The organism is Peribacillus sp. S4, assembly GCF_046715815.1.
GTDB classification, from domain to species: Bacteria; Bacillota; Bacilli; order Bacillales; family DSM-1321; genus Peribacillus; species Peribacillus frigoritolerans.
Genome location: NZ_CP175708.1, coordinates 533,067 through 555,222, shown reverse-complemented (window position 1 = coordinate 555,222; position 22,156 = coordinate 533,067). Strand labels below are relative to the sequence as shown.

Genomic DNA, 22,156 nt, shown 5'->3' with positions numbered 1-22,156 from the left:
AAAGTCAATAGATTTTTGAATATTTGAAATGTTTCCTGTTATTTTTATTTTCTTTGGAGCTGGGCTAGACGCTTTTTCTCGATTTTTTCAAGCCTCTCCAACTGCCTTAATTTCACTTCGAACAACGTGATCGGATCACGGTAAACCTCAGGATTTTCTTTCATATGCTCCAATGCAGCCTGGTAGTCTTTTATTTCAGTCTGAGTCTGCTCTATCGTTTTTTGAAGTAAGGCAAATGAACTGCGATAGAAAAGTGAGATGTCCCGATCCAATGATTTTTCAAACAATCCAAATTGGGTTAGGAAACGTTCCGTGATCATTTCAGCAACATCCAGGTAATCTTCACTTTCCAGGTATTTCTTGTAACGATTGTACATATTGGCCTTATTTTGCGGTATCGCCCCAAATAGCTTACCTGCTCCTTTAAGCAGCAATTGTGATGGAGTCCTGCGCAAAAGGATATTAACGTTTTCGATGCGGATACTGCTTGTCATCCGGTCGGCATCACGGCGCCAGTCATCCAATACCCTGAAGTCACCTGCCAGTGTAATCCGTTCTTCTTTGTATAATTCATTGAATCCGGCACTCATCTCATCCATGAACTGTTGGCTTTGTGAGAACTCCATTTGGGAACTGGCAATCCAGTCTTGAAGAGAACGGTAATATTGAGGCATGATCTTGTCAGAAATGAAGTTTTGAATCCGCTCATTCATTTCCTGGTTTAACTGTACATGGACCTGACTGAAATCACTGCTTTCCGTTAACGATTTAGAGCAATCCCTCAGTAATTCAGGAATTTTTGAATAAAGCTGACTTTTCACTTCGTCCTTAAGCGAACGATACGACCTTATGATATTTTCACTTTTTTCTTTTTCCAGATCAGCCAGTTGATTGACCGCTCCATTCAGTTTGACTTCCATCTGCTCATTCCAAGAGATGGAATGCTCGCATTTCCGCTCATTGGCTGTCCGTTTTTCTAATAGATAAGATAAAGTTTTACGAATGAATGCCAGGATTTTTTCAGATCTTCTTTCCTTCCAATTATCATCTTGATAATTCGATTGAAGGAAGGCTGAAAGGTCCTTCAATTGCTGCCTGCTGTCATAATGTTTGGAGAAAGCGAACACTTTCGCATTCGGGAAATATGCATTCACTTTATCCCATGTTTCGTCTTCCATCCGGACTGCGACCTGATCACTGTATATCGTATCCATTTTATTTAATAGGAAATGGATCGGCAGTTTAGGCGCCATCATTTGAATTTCCAATAACAGATCCCTTTCGCTGCCGGTGAAAGGAGCCCGGGCGTCAAGAACGAACATCAGGCCATCACTGCCATGTAAATAGCCTTGGAAATCGGATTCCACGCTTTGTTCCCCATTGAACCCCGGTGTATCCAATAATCGCAAATGATTATTTCTTAGGTAGTCACTGATGATTGTCACATCGACTATAGTCCCGCGCTGACGGCGTGTTTCATCCAAATCAGTTAGCTCCTCGACAACTTTGCTATCTGTATCGGTAATTTCAAGGATTTCCAAATCATCCCCGTCTTTGACACTGACTAGGGAAGAATGGTCCTCAGCAGCAATGCTCTCTCCAACGATTGACTGAATAAAGGATGTCTTGCCATTTCCTGTACTTCCTGCAAGAAGGAGATTGAAATTGCTGGTATCTTTAAGCCCTTCCACCATCCATTTAAGCTTATTTCCAACCCTTAAATCATTATCTTCAGCCCACTGGATAATGGAATTGAACAGTTTCTCTCCCGCTTCCAGTCCGCCTCCCAATTTAGGCGATTTCGAAAGCAGGCTCTCCGCATCCTGAATGACCAGCGCATTAATCGTATCCGGGAAGATTTCATTCCAGGACAACGTGGATGCCGCCGCAAACAGCGAAAGCTCCCCGTCTGCGATTTTGAGCCAGTTTTCCAGCAACCTTGGCACGACAGGACTTAATTCTTTGATTAGATGCGTTCCTTCTAACAAACCTGCATATGCATCCCTGTAATAGACGGAAAGCTCATCCCATACATCCGCATGGTTCAATTCGATGGTATCTATCAAATTATTAATCACTCTTAACCATTCGAAATAAGCATCCGTATATTTATAATTTTTCCAAAGGGCAACCGTCATTTTCTCGAAACGTTCCTGGTCGAGTGTGTATAGCGAACCAAGGACAGTTGAGAAATAATCCGGCTCCATCGATTGGGCAACACCCTGCTGGATATACGTTTTCAGCACATCGAACCAGCCCATTGACTCTGTACGGATACTTTCATTCGCCGCTAATACCACCGCACTGTTCCAATCCTTTTGTTCTTCAAAAAAGGCGCGTGCAATTTCAGTGACATTCGGGTAGTCTGGTTGAAACTCGACTGCTTCTTTCACGACTTTGGAAGCCAAATCATTTCTCGATTCCACTATGTACAGGGAAAACAGCTGCAAAAGAACTTCTGTTTTCAAGACAGCTTCATCCGTATCGACGGATTTATAGATATCCTCTGCGGTTGAATACATTTCCAATTCAAAATACGCATCAGCGATGTTTTTCTTCGCCCATGAACCAAGTTCCCCTTCTATGTTTTCCCATTTAAAAATGGCTGCTTCATAGTCATGGTGCTGAAAATATACCTCTCCTTGAGCAAATCTAATTGCGGTTAAATCGGATCTTTCCTTTTTTTGTTCCACGAGGAACATTTCACCCAAAGCTTGAATGGGATGCTTCCTTGTATCCTCAAGCATCGTTTCATAATATTTTTTTCCGATCAGACGTTCGTCCATCTTTATTCCCCCGATATATTTCATATTTTCAATTAAAGGATAATCACTGATTCTATAAGACTCATAGCAGACCTAATATTCAATTTATAGGTTCCTTTAGTTAAAAAATCATTTACAAAACCTTAAAATGTTATTTTAACAAAACAATATGGTAACAACATGTCACCACTCTTACAATTTTAAAACAGAACCAACTAGAACTGTAATGTTTTTAATAAACCGATACAGAGATGTCATTTCCATTTTCGAGAAAATATGTTTTTCTAGTTTTACCACATATCAGCTAGAAGTGAGCGAACCATTCTCCATCCCTCTAAATGACCAGAAGCCCAGCCCTTCAACTTACCTATAAACGGTAAAAAACAAAATCACTCTGGCTCGTCCATTACTTGATCCCCATTTTTGTATTCATATAAAAAAGCAGTACCCTCATTCATAAAAGGTAACTGCTCACTGATAAGCTCCGAACAGTACTTGTCCTTTGACGAATTAGGATTATACCCCTGTACGCTTACGTTGGTTATTCGGCTTTTTGGTCAACTGGCTTTTTAGCTGTTTCGTTTTCTTCACAACGCCTGTTTCCAGTTTATCTTTACTTGATCCTGCTTGCTTTTGAGCCAGTTTTTGTTTGACTGCATCCGCCAGGCTTAATTTTTTATTTTCAGACATGTTGTTGTCTCCTTTAGTGTTCTGCCTTCTATTATAATATAGTTGTGATTAGAAAGATAATAGGGAGTAATATCCTATTCTTCTTCAAAAAACACTCTTGATAAAGTTGGTTTCGCCAAATGGGGACTAATTTCCTGCTCCTTTGAAAGGATTAATGATAAATTATGTTGACTTCATAATCAGAATTTGCTAAATTATCTTTATATTATAAAATCTATGAAGAGAAAGAGTAAGATGAGAACCCTGTTCCACAGAGAGTCGACATGTGGTGGAAGTCGATGTCCAAGGCCTATCCGAAAATCATCTCTGAGATGCAAAGCTGAAAATGCAGTAGGCTTTGACGGGTTTCCGCCGTTACAATGGATCACGTATGAATTCGTACGTTGACTGAGTGCCGCAGCTTCTTTGAAGTGCGGAATATGGGTGGTAACGCGAGCACAAACTCGTCCCTGATTTTTCAGGGGCGAGTTTTTTATTTGCACAAAACACTTTAATTAGCCTTTTTCAGGCCAGTCGGCGGGAGTTATCATTTTAAAAAAAGGAGAAATCACCATGAAAAAAACAGACACATTATTTATCGGCCTTATGCTTTTCTCAATGTTTTTCGGAGCCGGGAATCTCATATTCCCTCCATTTTTAGGAGCATCTTCTGGAACGTCTTTCTGGCCAGCCATCGCCGGTTTTGTCGCCACCGGAGTCGGCCTGCCAATTTTGGTGCTTCTTGCAGTCTCACTTGTTAAAGGCGGCGCACAAACCATCGGTGCCCGGGTACATCCCCTATTCAGCACGTTGTTCATGGTCGTAATCTATTTAAGCATCGGGCCGTTTCTGGCCATTCCGCGGAATGCGAATGTTGCCTATGAAATGGGCTTCAAGCCGTATCTTGGCGACTCTGTGGATCAACCACTATTTCTATTCATGTTCACAACCATATTTTTCATCATCGTTTATGCCATTTCATTGAATCCGGAAAAAATGGAAACCTTCATGGGACGCTGGATCACTCCCGTTCTACTTTTGTCCATGGTCATTCTCTGTGTCGTTGGGTTCGTAAAGCTTGATGCTCCTTTCCAAGCTCCAACCGAAGCATATGCTGCAGGTGCCTTTTCGAAAGGGTTCATCGAAGGCTACAACACGATGGATGCTTTAGCTGCCTTGGCCTTTGGGATCGTCATCCTTACTTCAATCCAGCAAAGGGGGATTTCCGAACGAAAACAATTGACGAGATATACAGTAAAAGCGGGTCTCATCGCTGGCGTTTTGCTTTCTTTAGTTTATATCTCCTTAGGTGTAATGGGAGCACGCATGGCGGCCGGTGGGTCATTCGAAAACGGAACGGATATCCTCACTGTCGCTTCCACCCTTTTACTAGGAACCGGCGGGAAGGCCCTTCTTGGCATCATTTTCACTTTGGCATGCTTCACCACCGTTGTCGGGTTGACGACTGCTTGCGGACAGTATTTCTCGAAACTTTTCCCCAGGCTGAACTATAAAACCGTCATTCTGATTGTAACAATCGTCGGTTTCATCCTTTCAAATATGGGTCTGAATCAAATTCTGAAAGTATCGGTACCATTCCTTGTGATGGCTTATCCGCTAACGATCGTCCTGATTGTCCTGACATTCTTCAGCCGTCATTTCAAAAATCCGAAGAAGGTTTATCGCAGTGCAATGACTTTCACAGGAGTCTTCGCCTTGATGGATGGGCTGAATGCTTTTGGCTTACAATTAGGACCCGTACAAACCTTGACTGATGTCCTTCCCCTTTCCGCTTACGGCATGGAATGGGTCATCCCTGCTCTCGTCGGTACAGCCCTTGGCATTCTGCTCAGTCAAATCGGACAAACAGCTTCCGCTGAGGAGTTGGAAGTCGAAACACTATAATAATGAAGTAAGCAGGTGATCTTTCCGGTCATCTGCTTATTTTGTACACACCTTCATTGCTTTATTTTGGAAATCGGCAACGGCTTTTTGTTATGATGGTGTCAAAGGAGATGATAAGTAATATGTCTAAGCAAACCCGTATTGGTAAAACAGATCTGTATGTAAACCCGATTGGCCTTGGCACGAATGCAATTGGCGGACATAACCTTTTCCCTAATCTAAGTGAGGATACAGGAAGGGATGTTTTGAGAACGGCATTGGAAGAAGGAATCAACTTTTGGGATACAGCTTACATTTACGGTCCTGAACGTTCAGAAGAACTTATCGGTGAAATCCTTAAAGAGAGCCGCAAACGCGAAGACATAGTCCTTGCCACTAAAGGGGCACACAAATTTGTCGATGGCAGCATCGTTTTTGATAACTCTCCCGCTTTTCTGAAAAATGCCGTGGACTCGAGTCTAAAAAGGCTCCAAACAGACTACATCGACTTATTCTATATCCATTTCCCTGATGGTGATACCCCTAAAGATGAAGCAGTAGGTGCCTTAAAGGAATTGAAGGATGCAGGCAAGTTAAAGTCAATCGGCGTCTCTAACTTTTCGTTTGAACAATTGAAGGAAGCGAATAAAGACGGCTATGTCGATGTCCTGCAATCCGAGTACAATCTATTCAAACGGGAGGCAGAACAAGACCTGCTTCCCTATACAGCCGAAAATGATATTTCCTTCATTCCTTATTTCCCCCTTGCTTCCGGTTTGCTCGGCGGCAAATATAATCAGGATTCAACATTCGATGACGGCCGGGCAAAAAGTCCGCTTTTCCAAGGACAAGCCTTTGTAAGCAACCTGCAAAAAGTGGAAGAAGTACGGGCGATTGCCAACAGGAAGCATACCGATGTCGCCGATGTCGTACTAGCTTGGTATTTAACTAGGCACTCGATAGATGTACTGATTCCCGGAGCGAAAAAACCAGAACAGGTCACACGCAACCTACAAGCATTGGACGTCGATCTAACCATGGATGAAATCGCCGAAATCAGTGCCATTTTCGCTTAATATAGATGTGTGAAAAGGCTGTTCAGCTAAAGTTGAACGGCCTTTTTATCCTGTCCAAAATTGACTGATAAGGCCCCCTATATTGCTTAGGTACCCCTATTTTGCTATATTTAGTGAATATTCCATAAATTCAGGGAGAGGCAGTCTGATGAAAAAATCTATTGTTATTTTATTTCTTATCTTGGCAAATTTGTTCTGGGCCGGTAATTATATATTCGGAAAGTACGTTGTGACCGAACTTTCCCCGATCCAACTAACCTTTGCGCGATGGCTAATCGCCGTTTTCTTATTGTTTCCTTTAGCGCAATGGATTGAAAAACCAGACTGGAAGAGTGTATGGAAAGCCTGGAAATTACTATTAGTCATGGGTGTACTCGGAATCATCAGTTATAATTTTTTCCTTTATTGGGCTCTGACCTATACAACTTCCATGAATGCAGCTCTTGTCAATTCCATGAACCCTGCATTAATTGTTCTTTTTTCCGCTTTGCTGTTAAAGGAGAAAATTTCATCCCTACATGCTCTTGGACTTATCATATCTTTATTCGGCGTTTTATTGGTCTTGACAAAAGGACACCTTCTGGATATATTCCAGCTCAATTATAATAAAGGCGACCTATTGATGATCCTGGCGATTCTCGTTTGGACCTTCTATTCTATAATCGGTAAAAAACTGAAAAACATTCCGATCATCTCAGCTACTGCCGTTTCCGTATTTCTCGGTTTGTTTCTCATTGCTCCATTTGCCATTGGCTCGGGAATGAACCTTGATTTAAGCAGTAAAGCCATCACCGGTCTTTTATATATCGGGATTTTCCCTTCTGTCGGCTCATTTATTTTCTGGAATATTTCCCTTCGCCATATCAATGCCGGTCAGGCTGGGATTTATCTAAATCTGATTGCTGTATTTACCGCCATTCTTAGCCTTATTTTGGGTCATGCGATTACGACCATCCAAACCCTCGGTGGCCTCCTTGTTTTCCTCGGCGTCTACCTGACAAGCAAAAAGAAAAAAGCAGATCCGTCAGCTGTCACGAAGAACATGTAAAGGGCATCCAGTGATACACATCAACGAACGCTTTCTTCTCTTTTCCCCTTGTCTATGCACCATGATTTACGTTATCCTTTAAAGAAGAAAATCTGAATGTAAAGGTGTGCTTTAGTTGAGGATCAATAAATTTATCAGTGAATCCGGAATTACCTCGCGACGAGGCGCAGACAAATGGATAGCCGAGGGCCGTGTGACGATTAATGGCACTGTAGCTGAGCTCGGCAGTCAAGCTGAACCCGGCGATGATGTCCGGGTGGACGGCAAGCCGATAAAAGTCGAACAGCAAAATGTCTATATTGCACTGAATAAACCGATAGGGATTACAAGTACGACCGAAAAACACATAAAAGGGAACATCGTTGATTTTGTAAATCATCCGCTTCGCATTTTTCATATCGGGCGGCTGGACAAAGACTCAAGCGGTCTGATCCTTCTTACAAATGACGGAGATATCGTTAATGAAATCCTTCGTGCAGAAAACAAGCATGAAAAAGAATACATCGTATCCGTGGATAAGCCACTTACCGCTTCCTTCATCAAAGATATGTCATCCGGAGTAGAGATTTTGGATACGAAAACACTTCCTTGTAAAGTTGAGCAGTTGACCAAATACACATTTAACATCACTTTAATGCAAGGACTGAACAGGCAAATCCGCCGTATGTGCTCCGCACTAGGTTATGAAGTCCGTGATTTACATCGAATCCGGATCATGAACATCCATCTGGACGGACTGGCGATCGGACAATGGCGCGACCTGACCGAGGATGAATTGACGGAACTATTTAAGGAATTGGATTATTCCCCTAGGAAAAGATGATAATGAAGATGCCCCCAGAATTCCGGGGGCATCGCTTTTTTAATTTCAGAAGGATTTCCTGTAATCATTTTGCTTTTATTCGTAGTTTTGCTGATTTACTCGTGAGCTTTGCGGTTTTACTCGTGAGTTTTGCGGTTTTACTCGTGAATTTTGCGGTTTTACTCGTGAATTTTGCACTTTTACTCGTGAGTTTTGCACTTTTACTCGTGAGTTCCGCGGGGAGCTCCACGCATTTTATGATAATGAAAGGAATCTATTTTTAAAACATTGATTACCAAAGCGGTTTTGTTTCTGGATCTACTCTTTTCCTGTCAATTACTATGGGCTTTATTCTTTTCATTTCCCCTTTCCGAATGACCACTACCCTTTTGCTGTAAATTCTTCTAAAGCAAGTATGGCAAATCCCATGATGGGATAAGTGGCCGCCACCAATCACCCCAATTTTGAAGGTTTCCATGATTTGATCGATGGTTGCCCCGGCATTTAAGCAGACTTCCATGTGATGCATTCATCGCATCGGCTGACTATGAAATGACCAATCCCGATAATGGTGTACTTACCCGAACTGGCGTTTAAATACTTTACTGGCGAAGAAGTAAGCGATGACCATGATGCCGACGCACCAGGCAAGCGCAATCCAAATATCGTTCCCAACAGACCCTTCATACAAAAGGGCACGAATCGCATTCACGATTGAAGTCACTGGCTGGTTCTCGGCGAACGCACGGACAATTTTAGGCATGGTTTCGGTGGGGACGAAGGCCGAACTGATAAACGGCAGGAAAATCAGCGGGTACGAGTAGGCTGTCGCCCCTTCCAAAGACCCCGCTGTCAATCCAGGAATGACCGCCAGCCATGTCAGCGCCAGCGTAAACAGCACGATTATCCCAGCTACCGCTAGCCAATCCAGGATATCAGCGCTGGAACGGAAGCCCATCAAGAGTGCGACGAGGATAACCACGACGACAGTAAGCAAATTGGATATTAACGAGGTCAACACGTGAGCCCACAATACCGACGAGCGCTTGATGGGCATGGTAATGAAACGCGCCATCAACCCGCTCTTTACATCCGTAAACAGCCTTACTGAGGTGTAAGCGACGCCGGATGCGATAGCCATCAGCAAGATTCCCGGCAATAAATAATTGACGTAGTTGTCCGTGCCTGCCTCTATGGCGCCGCCAAATACGTAGACAAACAGCAGCAGCATCATAATCGGCGTAATCGCCACCGTGATAATTGTATCCGGGCTCCGCATGATGTTGCGCATTAAACGCCCTAGTAATACCCCTGTTTTGCTTTTCATTTACATCTCCTCCTTTTTGCCGATGATTGCTAGGAAAATTTCCTCCAATGTCGGCTGCTTCTCGATGTACTCTACTTTCGCTGGCGGGAACATCTCCTTGAGTTCGGTAAGGGTCCCGGTCGAGATGATTTTTCCGCCATGCAGGATGGCGATACGGTCCGCCAATTGTTCGGCTTCCTCCAGGTACTGGGTCGTCAGCAAGATTGTCGTTCCGCCGCCAGCTAGCTCCTTGACCGTATTCCAGACTTCAATCCTCGCTTCGGGGTCAAGCCCTGTCGTCGGTTCGTCGAGAAAAATGACTGCTGGCGTCCCGATCAGGCTCATGGCGATGTCAAGCCGGCGCTTCATCCCGCCGGAATATTTATCCGCCCGGCGGTTGGCCGCATCGGTCAGGCTGAATCTTGCAAGCAGATTGTCGGCGACTTGAGCGGGATTGGAAACTCCCCGCAACTTGGCGATCATCAGCAGGTTTTCCCGCCCGGTAAGCATGCCGTCTATAGCTGCAAACTGCCCTGTCAGGCTGATGCTCTGGCGAACCTGATCCGGTTCACGCTGAACGTCAAAGCCGCAAATACCTACTTCGCCGCCATCGGACTTCATCAGCGTCGAGAGGATGTTGACCGTCGTCGTCTTGCCCGCTCCATTTGAGCCCAGCAGGGCAAAGATTTCGCCACGCCGCACCTCAAAATCCACCCCCTTTAAGACTTCATTGTCTTTAAAGGATTTTTTTAACCCTTTTACAGTAATCGCTGCATTGCTCATACTTTTTCCTCCTTTTAATAGCGCAGTAATGCCGCTTGTAAGATTCGTATTTATCCTTCCGAGCGCCTAGCGGACTAGGTTGCCTATTCTCCTCTATTTAGTCTGACTGATAATCTGTATAACTTACTACCAAGTTAAAAATATAACTGAATAGCGAAGGTGGCATTTCACATTTGTAACCAGCTATTCAGTCGGAATTATTTATTGAATTTATTTTTTCCCAATCGCTTCATGATACTGTCATTCAAATCCTCACGATACTTGGCGAAATAGGTTCTAGCATTTGCCACTAGTTCGTCGGCAAAGGACGCCACATCGTCCCCAGTGATTTCTAGCACTTGCCTGCCTTCCGCAGCACCGGCTTCGAACAACTCGATTAATTCATACTGCATGTGCAGCATATCCATCCCGTTGCCCGCTGAGAAATTCCACATATAGTTTTGAATTTTCTTAAATACAAATTGGTAGTCCTCTGGTAGGGCTTCAACCCGTGCCATCATCATTTTATACTCTTTTTTATCACCAATCATTTTTTTGAATAATTCCATCATGTTATTTTTCCTCCTTTTTTATAAACAAGACACTCCAAAAATAGCGTACGGAATATCTTATGAAGCTAGATTGACTTTAAGACATTGATTTTTGATGATACAAAATCCCATTTTTTCCAAAACAATTCAAGTTCCTGGCGTCCAGCCTCATTAAGTGAGTAAAACTTGCGGGGCGGCCCCATATCTGACGGTTTCTTCTCTATGTTCACCAGTTTTTTCTTTTCTAATCGCACGAGGATGGTGTAGACCGTCCCTTCCACGACTTCAGTAAACCCAAGCTCGTTCAGGCGGCGGGTAATCTCGTAGCCATAGGTTTCATGGCGGCTGATGATTTCCAGCACGCAGCCTTCCAGCGAACCCTTCAGCATTTCAGTTAAATTTTCCATGTTCAGCCTCCTCTATTTTGTGACTTATATTATAACGTAGTTCCGAGGGGAATTTTTATACTGAATAGCTTTTGGGAAATCACGCTATTTAGTATTACTTATTACAACTAAACTGTAACACCGAGTAGCAGAAGTGTCAACTTTCTTTCTTAAAAATATTTCTGTAACTTCACTACTCGGTGATATTGGTATCTTGCGTTACTTACTACAAGGTATGCTGTAACACGCAGTAGGGTGACTGTCAAATTGATTTTTTTAAAAAACCAGCTCTCTCCATTGGATACAGCCGACGTAAATTATGCTGTTTTACTCGTGAATTTCACTTTTATCCGTGAGTTTCACGCTTTTACTCGTGAATTTCATGCTTTTACTCGTGAGTTTCGCACTTTTACTCGTGAATTATACTGTTTTACTCGTGAATTTTATGCTTTTACTCGTGAGTTTCGCACTTTTACTCGTGAGTTTCGCACTTTTGACTCGTGAATTATGCTGTTTTACTCGTGAATTTCACTTTTATCTGTGAGTTTCACGCTTTTACTCATGAATTTCACTTTTACTCGTGAATTTCATGCTTTCACTCGTGAGTTTCGCACTTTTACTCGTGAATTATGCTGTTTTACTCGTGAATTATACTGTTTTACTCGTGAGTTTCACGCTTTTACTCGTGAATTTCACTTATCCACTTTTGCACGAGTGAGGGCGAAAATAAAAAGCAACCTGCATTAGGCTGCTCTTTTCGGCTCTAAATTATACCCACCATAAATCAGTTGGACTTTCGTTGATGAGTACAGTTTTCAGATTGGTTACGGCCCGTTGGAATCCTTCTTCAACTGACATCAGCGGATCTTCGTGTTCGATGCTGACGACGTAATCGTAACCGTATGTGCGAAGGGCGCTCATGATGTCGGACCACTCTTGCAGGCTGTGGCCGCATCCTACAGAGCGGAAGTTCCAGGCACGGCTCTGGATATTGCCATAAGGCTGCATGTCGGTCAATCCATACATATTAATGTTATCCTGATCCAGGTATGTGTCTTTTGCGTGGAAGTGGTAGATTGCTCCCGCTTTCCCTAGGATTTTGATGGCTCCGACTGGTTCGATACCCTGCCACCAAAGATGGCTTGGATCAAGGTTGGCGCCTATTGCATCAGATGTAGCTTCCCGCAGTTTTAATAAGGTGTAGGGTGTGTGGACGAGAAAGCCCCCATGCAGTTCAAGGCCGATTTTTATATTGTGTTCATCGGCAATGGCGGCCACTTTCTTCCAATAGGGGATCAATTTTTCTTCCCATTGCCATTTCAGCACATCTGTATACTCATTCGGCCATGGGGCTACGGGCCAGTTTGGATATTTAGCTCCTTCGTGATCACCCGCTGTACCAGAAAAGGTATTGACGACCGGGACGTTCAGTAAGGATGCAAGTTTGATTGTTTTGATCAGTGTTTCATCACTTTCTTTAGCGAAGGTTTCATCAGGAGAGATTGGATTGCCATGGCAGCTGAATGCACTGATCGTTAACCCTCTTGTTTGAACGGCCTCGAGGTATTCTTGGCGCTTTTCTTCACTTTCGAGCAGTTCATCGAGTGGACAATGGATATTCCCTGGATACCCGCCTGTACCGATTTCAACTGTTTTTAATCCGGAATCCGCGACATAATCAAGCATATCCTCGAATGATTTTTGAGCAAATAGCACTGTAAAGATCCCTAATTTCACATGCCCCACCTCACCTTTTCTTTAATTTATGCTCATGACCTTCCCACTTGCCGAGCTTTGATAAATCGCTTCGATTATTTTCGAAACTTTCATGGCTTCCGATGGTTTTACCAATGGTTCCGCTAACCCCAGGCAGCTGTTGATAAAGTTCTCTGCCTGTTGCAGGTCTGGTGTATCCTCTCCTGGCATCCATACTGCCTCACTGTTTAAAAGCATGCCGTGCTTAGCCTGATTCAAGACCAGCGGAAATACATCAAGTCCGCCCTGCGTTCCGGATAAACTCAAAACAGTTGCTTCTTCACGGATATTCGCGGCCCAAGATGTTTCGAATAATAGAGATGCTCCGTTGGCAAATTTGATATATGCCGTGGCATGGTCATCCACTTCAAATACCGAGGCATCGAAATTGCCCCATAAATTGACCTGATCGACACCCTTACTGACATAATTATATGTCGAACCTACGATTTCAATCGGTTCTGGGTCATCCATCAGCCATAATGCCAAATCGAGCAAATGGCAGCCGTAATCGATCACGCTTCCCCCGCCTTGCAATTCCTTGCTTGTAAAAACTCCCCAGCCAGGGACTTTGCGCCGCCTGATTGCCTGTACACGCGCTACATACGGTTCACCGATTTCACCGGCCTGAATCATTTTCTTTGCAGCCTGGGCTTCCTTCATGAAGCGGTAATGATAGGCAGTCGATAACACTTTACCTGATATGTTTGCAGCCTCGGTTATCGCTAAACATTCCTCGGTTGTAATGGCCATCGGCTTTTCGCATAACACATGTACACCCGCTTGCAGGGCAGCAATGGAAATCTCAGCGTGAAACTTGTTTGGCGTTGCGATTGTAACAGCATCCACTTCAGCAAACATTTCTTCATAATTCGTGAAAACCTTTTCGATATGAAATTCCCGCGCCACTTCCCGCGCCTTCATTTCATCTATATCCTGAATGGCGTATAAAACCACTTTATCTTGAAATTTTTGAAAAGCTGGGATATGCCTTTTTTGGGCAATTCCGCCAGCACCGATAATACCCATTTTTAATTTGTACATGATGACTTTTAACCCCTTTATAAGCGGATGATTTTTCGGGATGCATTTGATTCCATCGCGCCAAGAATGACTTTTAATGACTTTAATCCTTCAACTCCTGAGACAAGAGGCTCCTCATTGTCCACCACACATTTTACAAAGTGGCTGATCACTTCGGAATCATGCTGTCCTTCTGAGTCATTAGTCTGGATGCTTCCTAATTGGGTGGTTTCTGTCTTTCCATTATCATGATGGATGATCAGTGAGTATTTCGGATCGTCTTCAAGGCGCAATACCGCTTTTTCCGCATAAATGACCGTAGCATTGTCTTCTTTTGCATAAGACCAGCTGGCGGTAAGAGTTCCGATGATACCGTTCTCCGTCCGGAGGATACAGGCCGCACTGTCATCAACGTCCGTGTTTTTCTTGGCAGTCGTTTCCACAAAGGCTCCCACTTCAACAAATTCTTCTCCAAGGATATACCGTAATAAATCAGCTTTATGAACGCCTAAATCGCCCATTGCACCAATGACCGCTTGATCCTTTTTAAAAAACCAGCTTTCCAGTCCGTCCACGCTCCAGGTTTCCGGCCCGGAATGTCCAAAAGCCGTCCGGAAGCTATAGATCTTCCCTAGCTCCCCGCCCTCAATAAGCTGTTTCGCTTTTTGATGAGAGGGAACAAATCGCTGATTATGGCCAATCATTAGTATTTTGCCGCTTTTCGCTGCTGCTTCATTCATTTTTTCAGCGTCTGCTAAAGAAGTAGCCATTGGTTTCTCACATAGGACATGCTTACCCGCTTCCAAGGCCGCAACCGTGATGCGTGCATGCAGGTAATTCGGTGTACATACACTGATCGCTTCAATCTCCTCATTCTTCAAAAGTTCTATATAATCAGTATATGCTTGCGCTCCATACCTTTGTGCTGCTGCATTCGCCCGGTCCGGCACAATATCACAAACGGCAATGATCTCCGTTTCCTGATGTGATTCATACTCCGGAAAATGCCTGTTTTTTGCGATACTCCCGCATCCAATGACTCCTACCTTCACTATGCCCATTTTGTTCTCTCCTTCACTTCATCTCTTTGGATGAGATGGATTCCAACGGTTCGGCTTTACCATAGTTCGTTGCGATTCCGAATTCCGGCTTGACCCAATCAACGGCATTTTTAATCACACGTTGAATCTCCGGATTATGGTAGGTAGGATATGTTTCATGTCCTGGACGGAAATAGAAAATCCTCCCTTTACCCCGCTGATACGTGCAACCGCTTCTGAATATCTCCCCGCCTTCAAACCAACTGACGAATATTAATTGATCTGGTGCAGGAATATCAAAATGTTCCCCGTACATCTCTTCCTTTTCAAGCTCGATATATTCTCCGATTCCATCAACGATAGGGTGACTCGGATCGACTACCCAAAGCCGTTCCCTTTCATCCGCCACCCGCCATTTCAAGTCACAAGTCGTTCCCATCAATCGTTTGAAGATCTTTGAAAAATGACCAGAATGGAGGACGATGAGACCCATTCCCTCAAGTACTCGCTTGTGAACCCTTGCAATGATTTCATCCTGAACTTCATCATGTGCAACATGCCCCCACCAAAGCAGTACATCGGTTCGTTCCAGTACTTCCTCGGTTAATCCGTGCTCTTCTTCATCGAGAGTAGCGGTCCTCACTTCGACCTGTTCACTTTGTAAAAAGCCGGCAATTGCACCATGGATGCCATCCGGATATACTTTTGCTACTTCAGGCTTTGTTTTCTCGTGGCGAAACTCATTCCATACAAGGACTCTCATGAACAACCTCCTCCATTCAAGAATCATTTCACGGCAACTTGTTTTGTTGTTTAACTATTACCTCTTTATTCAAAACGCAAACGTTTGCGTTAGGGATGATCAAAATATAAGAACATACTTATCGACCCTAGAAAGTATGAATTTTCAAAATAATAGTGATAATCTATATTGTAAATTTATGTTAGCAAAAATCAAGCTTTAATTGGTAAAACTTTTCTACAATTTTCATTTAATTTCCTTTTCAGCAACAAAATGCGACTCTCGCTTTATGATTTTGGTAGGAATGCTGATGCTCTTTTCCATCATTTCCGGATTCGCAATAAGATCGAACACGCATTTTGCGGCTTCATACCCTAACTGATACGTATGGATATCAACCGTTGTCAGCGGGGTACTTAAAAATTCTATGAATTCTGAGTGGTTAAAACAGACGACGCTTATTTGCTGCGGCACTTTCAAGTTCTTTTCGGCTAACACTCCAAGTAAGAGCACACCCAATAAAAGATCCATAACCAAAAAAGCGGTTGGTGCCTCATTCAATTCCAGCAATTCGTCAATCGCCTTTATTCCATCCGTTCGATTTAAAGGAATCAATTTGATATATTCCTGTCGCACATCCACCCCGGCCTGTTCCATCGCTTGTTGAAAGCCTGTCAAGCGGTCCTGGATCACTTCAAACTCGGGGCTGCCTCCTAAAAAGGCGATTCGCTCATGTCCAAGATTGATTACAAACTCCGATACTTCCCTGGCCGCTTGAACATTATCGTTATCAATGAATGTGATACCGCTCATGTTCGTACTTGGCTTCCCGATCAAAACGAACGGGAAGCCCTGCTTCAATAAATACGGCACCACTTGATCGTCCTTTTTAGAGTACAAAACAATCATGCCATCCACTCTTCTGCCCTGGACCATTTTCACGACATCCTCAAAGATGGAATCCTCCGTCTCGCCGGTAGTCAGAGAAAGACTGTACCCTTCTTTATTACAGAAATCTCCGATGCCCCGGATCACTTCGGGGAAAAAGGGATTATAAAGTGATTCCCTTGCCGAACTTTTCATGACGATCCCAATGGCCTTAGTTGACTTCGTGACTAAGTTCCGGGCATTTTCATTCATATGATAGCCCATTTCCTTTAATACCTTGCGTACCTTGCGCTTGGTCTTTTCACTGATTGTCGGGCTGTTATGGATTACACGCGATACCGTTGATGGAGCGACATTTGCTTTTTTGGCAACGTCTTTTATAGTAACAGACAAATTCATCAACACTCCCCGTTCACCGCACATGGTTTAATATTCCCTATATTTAAATAGTTATTTAACGGCTCCATCTGCAATTCCTTTAATAATTTGCCTCTGAGCAAAAAAGTACGCAATGATGACTGGAATGATGGATAAAGTAAGTCCAGCCAAGGCGAGATGCCATTGCTTCGTATATTGTCCGAAGAAGAAGAATAATTTAAGTGGAATGGTCTCCGATCCCGCGCCGCCAATAACAAGGGATGGCAGCAAATAGTCGTTCCATATCCAAATGACATTCAAGATCCCAACTGTAATGGACATCGGCTTTAATAGTGGAAATATGATATACCAAAATACTTGAAATCGGTTTGCACCATCAATCTTTGCTGCCTCATCTAGTGAGAGGGGAATCCCTTTTAAGGTACCATGATATAGGAATATGGATAGACTGCAGCCAAAACCTAAATACATGAAAATCAGTCCAGCCTTGTTCAGCATCCCAAGCTGTCCGAATTGGGCAACGAGCGGTATCATCACAGACTGAAACGGGATCAGCATGGCTGCTACAAACACAAAGAAAAGCAGGGAACTTATTTTACTTTTGTTTCGGGAAAGAGCGTATGCTGCCATCGCAGAAAAGATGATGATGATGACTACACTGACGCCCGATATCAATAAAGAATTGAATAAAGTCCGGAGGAAATCCAATTGCTCGAAAGCTTGAGTGAAGTTTTCCAATGTCCAGGTTTCAGGCAGTCCCAATGTATCGGCAAATATATCCCGTTTCATTTTAAAAGCATTGACAAGCATTAAATAAAACGGAGTGAGCCATAATATGGCCAAAATGAATCCGATGAATCCAATCAGCCACAATTTCCATTTTCCCCTCATTACAGCTCAACCTCCCGTTTTTTATTGAAATAGACTTGTGTCAGCGAAACGACCGCCACGATTATGAAAAAGATAACGGCTTTTGCCTGTGCATATGCCATATCGTTTTCGGTGAAGGCGGATTTTACAATGTTCATCGCAACCATTTCAGTTGAATTATAGGGAGCTCCATTCGTCAGGGAAAGGTTTTGATCATAGATCTTGAACGAGTGGGAAAGTGTCAAAAACAAACTGACGGTAAAAGCAGGTGCCACTAGTGGAAAAGTTATATGGCGAAAGCGCTGGAAACTGTTAGCTCCGTCAATTTTTGCCGCTTCGATCAAGTCTTCAGGAACTGCCTGAAGATAGGCGATATAAATAATCATGATATATCCGGCCATTTGCCAGGACGTTAAAATGATCAATCCCCAAAAACCTGTATCAGTCGTCGATAACCAACCATTAAATGCTTCGATCCCCGTCAAATCACCAATCGCACCGAAGACCTTAATAAAAATGAACTGCCAAATAAAGCCGAGTATCAAGCCGCCAATTAAATTGGGCATAAAGAAAACTGTCCGCAATATGTTGCTTGATTTAATTTTCGAAGTCACGATGAGAGCCAAACTTAATCCGATGATATTGATTACCACAATTGCCGCTACGGAAAATTTAATCGTGAACCAAAATGTATCAAGGAACCCTTTATCCGTAAACAAGTCTATATAATTCTTAAAACCGATGAAATCCGGTGTCCCTAAACCGTTCCAATTCGTAAAGGAATAATAAAATCCGTAGATGAGTGGCACGATCACAACCAAAATGAGTGCAGCAAGAACAGGTGTTAAAAACAGCCAATATGCGGCATCCCGATTTCTCAACGAAACCGACCTCCTTGAAATGATTTAATAGTTAATGGGTTAGATCATGACTGGGTAATTTGATGAATCCCTTAGCGGCTTTTCTATAATAAGGAACAACCAATCGACACTTTTTTCTTGCCGATTGGTCACTTGCATTTCCCAACTCTTATTTGCTATGAATCTTCTCCCAATTTTCAATGTTCTGTTGGACAAGTTCCTCCCAAGTCAATTTACCAGTTACGTATTTTTGGACACTTGCACCAAGATCATCATTCCAACCGACCGGATATCCATTAAACACCCATCCAATCGTATTTCCTTCTTGAGAGTATTTATAAATTTCTTTTGAAATTGGATCGGCAATTTTTTCTACATCATATCCTTCATAAGCAGGAATGAATTTAAAATCTTCCAAAACAGCTTTTTTCCCTGCTTCGGATGTATACATCCAGTCTAGGAACTTCTTGGCTGCTTCCTGTACCTTTTCATCCGATTTCTTGTTCACTGCCCAATAGTTCGGTACACCGACCGGCATGCCTGCATTGTCTCCATTTGGAATCGGGATGATGCCAATTCCCTTTTCAGCTAACTCAGGATCCATATCATAGACTGTGTTATAAACCCAGTTACCTTGCTGAATGATCGCAACCTTTTCAAGCGAGAACAGCTCCTCCACTTGTTGGGAGTAATCAAGACTTGCTGTCGGCTGGACGGAATACTCATTTTGGATATCGACCAATTGTTTAAACTTGTCACCATCCGTGAATTTAACCGTTGGTGCCTTACTTGCTTCTAACACATTCCCATCAAACTCCGGTGATAAGAATACATTGGATAAATGGTTTCCTGTCACCCACTTCTCTTTGACCGGATACGCGAAAACTGCATCGATTTTCAATTTGTCTTTTTGTGAATCGATTTTCTTAACTGCCGCCTCTAATGTTTCATAACTTGTAATGTCATCAGGATTAATTCCGGCTTCTTTAAATATCCGTTTGTTATAAATCAAGCCGTATCCTTCCTGGTTAAATGGAAGTCCAAGGACTTGCCCGTCCTCTTCCACGCCATCCAAAGTACCGTCAAGCGCTGCAGCAGCAGCCTTCGTGTCCTTTAAATCTGTTAATCTATCTTTATATTGTGCGACATCTACCGGTCCGCCAATGTTAAACACCGCTGGCTCCTCACCTGAAGCGAACTTTGCCGTAATGGCTGATTTATAATCATTTCCGCCGCCGACTGTCGATACCTTGATCTTCACATTTGGATTTTCTTTTTCATATTGTTTTGCCAATGTCTCGAATTGCGACTTGAATTCTACCTTGAATTGAAATATATCCAGCGTCACGACATCCTTTGAGTCGCTGTTTCCGCCTGTTGAAGAAGAGCATCCAGCCAAAATCACACTAAAAATCAATAAAACAGTAAGAATTCCCCCGTACCATTTTTTACGCTTCATGCCTACCCACTCTCCCTTTTTCTCATAATATTCATGCAATTTTAAGAAAACGTTTGCATAAAATTAGTAAAATAAAAGCCATTCATTCAATAAAATTCGTAGTCTATCGTACTTCTTTTACATCACCCCCTCACAAAAACATTGCAAACGTTTACATTTATGCGCTTTATATTACCACCAAATTCCATACTTTACAATAAAATTGTAGTATATTGTAAAAAAAGGATATTAAGAACTCTCTTAATCTAATTATATGATTCAGAAACCTTTGATTATTCCTTTATCCGATTATTTATTGTACGGGCATTTTCATTCCCGGCATTATACGAAAAAAGGGAAACCCGTCGGTCCCCCTCTTTTCACTTCAATATCATCTTTACATTGGAAGGACCGTATTCATCCTTCAATTCATAATATTTATCGCTTGCTTGTCCAAATTCCTTAAACACACCGCTAATGATCAATTCATTCGTTTCCTTATCAACGACACTGTACTTGATATTGCTTTTCCCAAACTTTCTGTCATCCACTTTTAAAAGGATCATCTTGGACACCTCCACATTTAATGGCTGCACTCCTCAGGGTGTGTGGTTTCTTACTTACATAATATAACAAATTATTCAGAATTTATAGATTTTTCGCCATGCAAAATAAAAAAGCCTATTAGGCCTTTTCATTTCGCTTATACATTATTACCATCAGGACTTCGAGATATCCAGGAAACCTTCACCGAATACGTCCCGAACATCATGTATGGCTATAAAAGCATTGCTATCCGTTGACTGCACTATTCTCTTTAACTTCAGTACCTCTTGCTTACTTATAACGATATATAAAATATCCTTGGATTCTTTTGTATAGTATCCATGACCACTAAAAACAGTGACCCCCCGGTCCATCAATTCGGTTACTTGTTTTGCAATCTGGTCCGCTTCTTTTGAAATGATGGTGATCGCTTTTTTCGGGTTCAATCCCTCAATGATGAATTCCATCGTTTTTGTTCCAATATAAAGCATTAGTATAGTGAGCATCAGACCTTCAGCGCCAATTATGAAATAAGATGAGAACGCAACGATTAAATCGAAAAACAGAAGTCCGTAGCTTAAGCTCCATCCCAAATACTTATTCGTAATTCGGGCAAGGATCGTCGTACCGGCAGTAGTGCCTCCAACACGAATGATCATGCCAATACCTGCACCAGCAAAAACCCCGCCAAATATCGCATTGATGACCAATTCATCTGAAGATATCGTCCAGCTTTCGGTTAAATGAAGGAAAAGTGAATTAAAGGCAACGGCTACGATTGTATATACCGTTGTCATTTTCGACAAAAATTTATAACCGACAATGAGCAGGACAGCGTTAATGATCAAACTTAACAGCCCTGGTGACCATTCAAAAAGATAAAACAGAATGATGGTTATCCCCGTGACTCCTCCCTCACCAAGCTCATTGGGAATGACGAAAAGATTTATTGCCAAAGCGAAAATAAAAGCTCCTATTAATATAAAGAAAACATCCAAAGAAATCTTTTTCATATTTATACCTTCCTTTATGTAATGGTTAATGTGAATTCTGTTAAATTTCACTGCTCTATAGTAACATGGAATTCCATTTAATCCTTCAAAGATTTCAAGGTTTAACAAAAAGACTACCTTGGAAGTTAGATTATCTTCAATGAACGAGCTTAATACATATTTTTATACATTAGCTTAACAAAACCACCGCTGCCCGATTCTCCTTAAACTGATTTTTCTGGTTAGATTCATGTTCCTGGCTGGGACCTAAATAATCTACCAGCCTTTTCCGACCCTTGAATTCTCCCAGATTAATGGATCATTACTTTATTCTCATGCTCGTTTTCAAAGCTTGACAGTTTCATTGAGTCATGA

General features: G+C 42.6%; 22 protein-coding genes and 1 other annotated feature. Of the genes, 5 read left to right on the top strand and 17 right to left on the bottom strand.

Annotation, left to right across the window (positions count from 1 at the left end; translation table 11 throughout):
- Window positions 1-44 precede the first annotated feature (44 nt).
- Complete coding sequence (locus tag ACJ9PY_RS02685) at window positions 45-2,786, bottom strand: GTPase domain-containing protein (RefSeq protein WP_222620070.1); 2,742 nt, start codon at window positions 2,784-2,786, stop codon at window positions 45-47.
- 495 nt (window positions 2,787-3,281) lie between these two features.
- Window positions 3,282-3,455 carry a hypothetical protein gene (locus ACJ9PY_RS02680; RefSeq protein WP_164468807.1) on the bottom strand — a complete coding sequence of 58 codons (174 nt, stop codon included), beginning with the start codon at window positions 3,453-3,455 and terminating at the stop codon, window positions 3,282-3,284.
- A 207-nt stretch (window positions 3,456-3,662) separates the two neighbouring features.
- Window positions 3,663-3,909 (top strand) — a binding site (T-box leader).
- A 98-nt stretch (window positions 3,910-4,007) separates the two neighbouring features.
- Here ACJ9PY_RS02680 and brnQ point away from each other — a divergent pair.
- The 4 genes from brnQ (at window position 4,008) to rluF (ending at window position 8,265) form a co-directional block, all read left to right on the top strand.
- Entirely contained in the window at window positions 4,008-5,339 is a 1,332-nt protein-coding gene (gene brnQ / locus ACJ9PY_RS02675) for a branched-chain amino acid transport system II carrier protein (protein WP_411739440.1), read from the top strand.
- Between the two features lie 122 nt (window positions 5,340-5,461).
- Entirely contained in the window at window positions 5,462-6,394 is a 933-nt protein-coding gene (locus ACJ9PY_RS02670) for an aldo/keto reductase (RefSeq protein ID WP_411739439.1), read from the top strand.
- Between the two features lie 148 nt (window positions 6,395-6,542).
- Complete coding sequence (locus tag ACJ9PY_RS02665) at window positions 6,543-7,442, top strand: DMT family transporter (RefSeq protein WP_106027516.1); 900 nt, start codon at window positions 6,543-6,545, stop codon at window positions 7,440-7,442.
- Window positions 7,443-7,557: 115 nt separating this feature from the next.
- Window positions 7,558-8,265 (top strand): 23S rRNA pseudouridine(2604) synthase RluF, encoded by a 708-nt coding sequence (gene rluF, locus ACJ9PY_RS02660; protein WP_411739438.1) that lies wholly within the window; start codon window positions 7,558-7,560, stop codon window positions 8,263-8,265.
- A 271-nt stretch (window positions 8,266-8,536) separates the two neighbouring features.
- Here rluF and ACJ9PY_RS02655 read toward each other — a convergent pair whose 3' ends face one another.
- The 5 genes from ACJ9PY_RS02655 to ACJ9PY_RS02635 form a co-directional block, all read right to left on the bottom strand.
- Window positions 8,537-8,764 (bottom strand): hypothetical protein, encoded by a 228-nt coding sequence (locus ACJ9PY_RS02655; RefSeq protein WP_063577479.1) that lies wholly within the window; start codon window positions 8,762-8,764, stop codon window positions 8,537-8,539.
- 57 nt (window positions 8,765-8,821) lie between these two features.
- On the bottom strand, window positions 8,822-9,571 hold the full coding sequence (locus ACJ9PY_RS02650) for an ABC transporter permease (protein WP_187050434.1): 750 nt from the start codon (window positions 9,569-9,571) through the stop codon (window positions 8,822-8,824).
- Window positions 9,572-10,333 (bottom strand): ABC transporter ATP-binding protein, encoded by a 762-nt coding sequence (locus ACJ9PY_RS02645; protein ID WP_145506820.1) that lies wholly within the window; start codon window positions 10,331-10,333, stop codon window positions 9,572-9,574.
- A 197-nt stretch (window positions 10,334-10,530) separates the two neighbouring features.
- Window positions 10,531-10,884, bottom strand: a complete 354-nt coding sequence (locus ACJ9PY_RS02640) for a DUF1048 domain-containing protein (RefSeq protein ID WP_034305937.1) — start codon at window positions 10,882-10,884, stop codon at window positions 10,531-10,533.
- Between the two features lie 65 nt (window positions 10,885-10,949).
- On the bottom strand, window positions 10,950-11,270 hold the full coding sequence (locus ACJ9PY_RS02635) for a PadR family transcriptional regulator (protein ID WP_016131412.1): 321 nt from the start codon (window positions 11,268-11,270) through the stop codon (window positions 10,950-10,952).
- Between the two features lie 246 nt (window positions 11,271-11,516).
- On the opposite strand from ACJ9PY_RS02635, the gene ACJ9PY_RS02630 reads away from it, so the two are divergent.
- Complete coding sequence (locus ACJ9PY_RS02630; protein WP_411739437.1) at window positions 11,517-11,753, top strand: hypothetical protein; 237 nt, start codon at window positions 11,517-11,519, stop codon at window positions 11,751-11,753.
- A 264-nt stretch (window positions 11,754-12,017) separates the two neighbouring features.
- Here the strand turns inward: ACJ9PY_RS02630 and ACJ9PY_RS02625 are convergent, their stop codons facing one another.
- From ACJ9PY_RS02625 to ACJ9PY_RS02580, 10 genes are all read right to left on the bottom strand, one after another.
- Window positions 12,018-12,986, bottom strand: a complete 969-nt coding sequence (locus ACJ9PY_RS02625; RefSeq protein ID WP_057278546.1) for a sugar phosphate isomerase/epimerase family protein — start codon at window positions 12,984-12,986, stop codon at window positions 12,018-12,020.
- Between the two features lie 21 nt (window positions 12,987-13,007).
- Window positions 13,008-14,048 (bottom strand): Gfo/Idh/MocA family protein, encoded by a 1,041-nt coding sequence (locus ACJ9PY_RS02620; RefSeq protein WP_034305944.1) that lies wholly within the window; start codon window positions 14,046-14,048, stop codon window positions 13,008-13,010.
- A 17-nt stretch (window positions 14,049-14,065) separates the two neighbouring features.
- Entirely contained in the window at window positions 14,066-15,088 is a 1,023-nt protein-coding gene (locus ACJ9PY_RS02615; protein ID WP_411739436.1) for a Gfo/Idh/MocA family protein, read from the bottom strand.
- A gap of 13 nt (window positions 15,089-15,101) precedes the next feature.
- Window positions 15,102-15,830 carry a ThuA domain-containing protein gene (locus ACJ9PY_RS02610; RefSeq protein ID WP_098184942.1) on the bottom strand — a complete coding sequence of 243 codons (729 nt, stop codon included), beginning with the start codon at window positions 15,828-15,830 and terminating at the stop codon, window positions 15,102-15,104.
- 225 nt (window positions 15,831-16,055) lie between these two features.
- The gene (locus ACJ9PY_RS02605; protein WP_411740227.1) at window positions 16,056-17,090 is read right to left on the bottom strand and encodes a LacI family DNA-binding transcriptional regulator; all 1,035 of its coding nucleotides are present in this window, start codon (window positions 17,088-17,090) and stop codon (window positions 16,056-16,058) included.
- A gap of 57 nt (window positions 17,091-17,147) precedes the next feature.
- Window positions 17,148-17,966, bottom strand: coding sequence for a carbohydrate ABC transporter permease (locus ACJ9PY_RS02600; RefSeq protein WP_057278543.1), 819 nt, complete (start codon window positions 17,964-17,966; stop codon window positions 17,148-17,150).
- Window positions 17,966-18,826 (bottom strand): carbohydrate ABC transporter permease, encoded by an 861-nt coding sequence (locus ACJ9PY_RS02595; RefSeq protein ID WP_098865664.1) that lies wholly within the window; start codon window positions 18,824-18,826, stop codon window positions 17,966-17,968. Before ACJ9PY_RS02595 ends, ACJ9PY_RS02600 begins: the two co-directional genes overlap by 1 nt.
- Window positions 18,827-18,974: 148 nt before the next feature.
- Window positions 18,975-20,264 (bottom strand): ABC transporter substrate-binding protein, encoded by a 1,290-nt coding sequence (locus ACJ9PY_RS02590; protein WP_098184943.1) that lies wholly within the window; start codon window positions 20,262-20,264, stop codon window positions 18,975-18,977.
- A 359-nt stretch (window positions 20,265-20,623) separates the two neighbouring features.
- Window positions 20,624-20,809: a hypothetical protein gene (locus tag ACJ9PY_RS02585; protein WP_034305959.1), complete on the bottom strand. Its 186-nt coding sequence runs from the start codon at window positions 20,807-20,809 to the stop codon at window positions 20,624-20,626.
- Window positions 20,810-20,962: 153 nt separating this feature from the next.
- Window positions 20,963-21,802, bottom strand: coding sequence for a YitT family protein (locus ACJ9PY_RS02580; RefSeq protein ID WP_034305961.1), 840 nt, complete (start codon window positions 21,800-21,802; stop codon window positions 20,963-20,965).
- Between the last annotated feature and the right edge of the window lie 354 nt (window positions 21,803-22,156).

Excerpts from the sequence above, each read along its gene's own strand:
- ACJ9PY_RS02640 (WP_034305937.1), bottom strand. The coding sequence starts at position 10,884 with ATGATGGAATTATTCAAAAAAATGATTGGTGATAAAAAAGAGTATAAA.
- brnQ (WP_411739440.1), top strand. The coding sequence starts at position 4,008 with ATGAAAAAAACAGACACATTATTTATCGGCCTTATGCTTTTCTCAATG.
- ACJ9PY_RS02615 (WP_411739436.1), bottom strand. The coding sequence starts at position 15,088 with ATGGGCATAGTGAAGGTAGGAGTCATTGGATGCGGGAGTATCGCAAAA.
- ACJ9PY_RS02620 (WP_034305944.1), bottom strand. The coding sequence starts at position 14,048 with ATGTACAAATTAAAAATGGGTATTATCGGTGCTGGCGGAATTGCCCAA.
- ACJ9PY_RS02680 (WP_164468807.1), bottom strand. The coding sequence starts at position 3,455 with ATGTCTGAAAATAAAAAATTAAGCCTGGCGGATGCAGTCAAACAAAAA.
- ACJ9PY_RS02650 (WP_187050434.1), bottom strand. The coding sequence starts at position 9,571 with ATGAAAAGCAAAACAGGGGTATTACTAGGGCGTTTAATGCGCAACATC.
- ACJ9PY_RS02580 (WP_034305961.1), bottom strand. The coding sequence starts at position 21,802 with ATGAAAAAGATTTCTTTGGATGTTTTCTTTATATTAATAGGAGCTTTT.
- ACJ9PY_RS02665 (WP_106027516.1), top strand. The coding sequence starts at position 6,543 with ATGAAAAAATCTATTGTTATTTTATTTCTTATCTTGGCAAATTTGTTC.
- ACJ9PY_RS02685 (WP_222620070.1), bottom strand. The coding sequence starts at position 2,786 with ATGGACGAACGTCTGATCGGAAAAAAATATTATGAAACGATGCTTGAG.
- ACJ9PY_RS02600 (WP_057278543.1), bottom strand. The coding sequence starts at position 17,966 with ATGAGGGGAAAATGGAAATTGTGGCTGATTGGATTCATCGGATTCATT.
- ACJ9PY_RS02645 (WP_145506820.1), bottom strand. The coding sequence starts at position 10,333 with ATGAGCAATGCAGCGATTACTGTAAAAGGGTTAAAAAAATCCTTTAAA.
- ACJ9PY_RS02590 (WP_098184943.1), bottom strand. The coding sequence starts at position 20,264 with ATGAAGCGTAAAAAATGGTACGGGGGAATTCTTACTGTTTTATTGATT.
- ACJ9PY_RS02585 (WP_034305959.1), bottom strand. The coding sequence starts at position 20,809 with ATGATCCTTTTAAAAGTGGATGACAGAAAGTTTGGGAAAAGCAATATC.
- ACJ9PY_RS02670 (WP_411739439.1), top strand. The coding sequence starts at position 5,462 with ATGTCTAAGCAAACCCGTATTGGTAAAACAGATCTGTATGTAAACCCG.
- ACJ9PY_RS02610 (WP_098184942.1), bottom strand. The coding sequence starts at position 15,830 with ATGAGAGTCCTTGTATGGAATGAGTTTCGCCACGAGAAAACAAAGCCT.
- ACJ9PY_RS02635 (WP_016131412.1), bottom strand. The coding sequence starts at position 11,270 with ATGGAAAATTTAACTGAAATGCTGAAGGGTTCGCTGGAAGGCTGCGTG.
- ACJ9PY_RS02655 (WP_063577479.1), bottom strand. The coding sequence starts at position 8,764 with ATGGAAGTCTGCTTAAATGCCGGGGCAACCATCGATCAAATCATGGAA.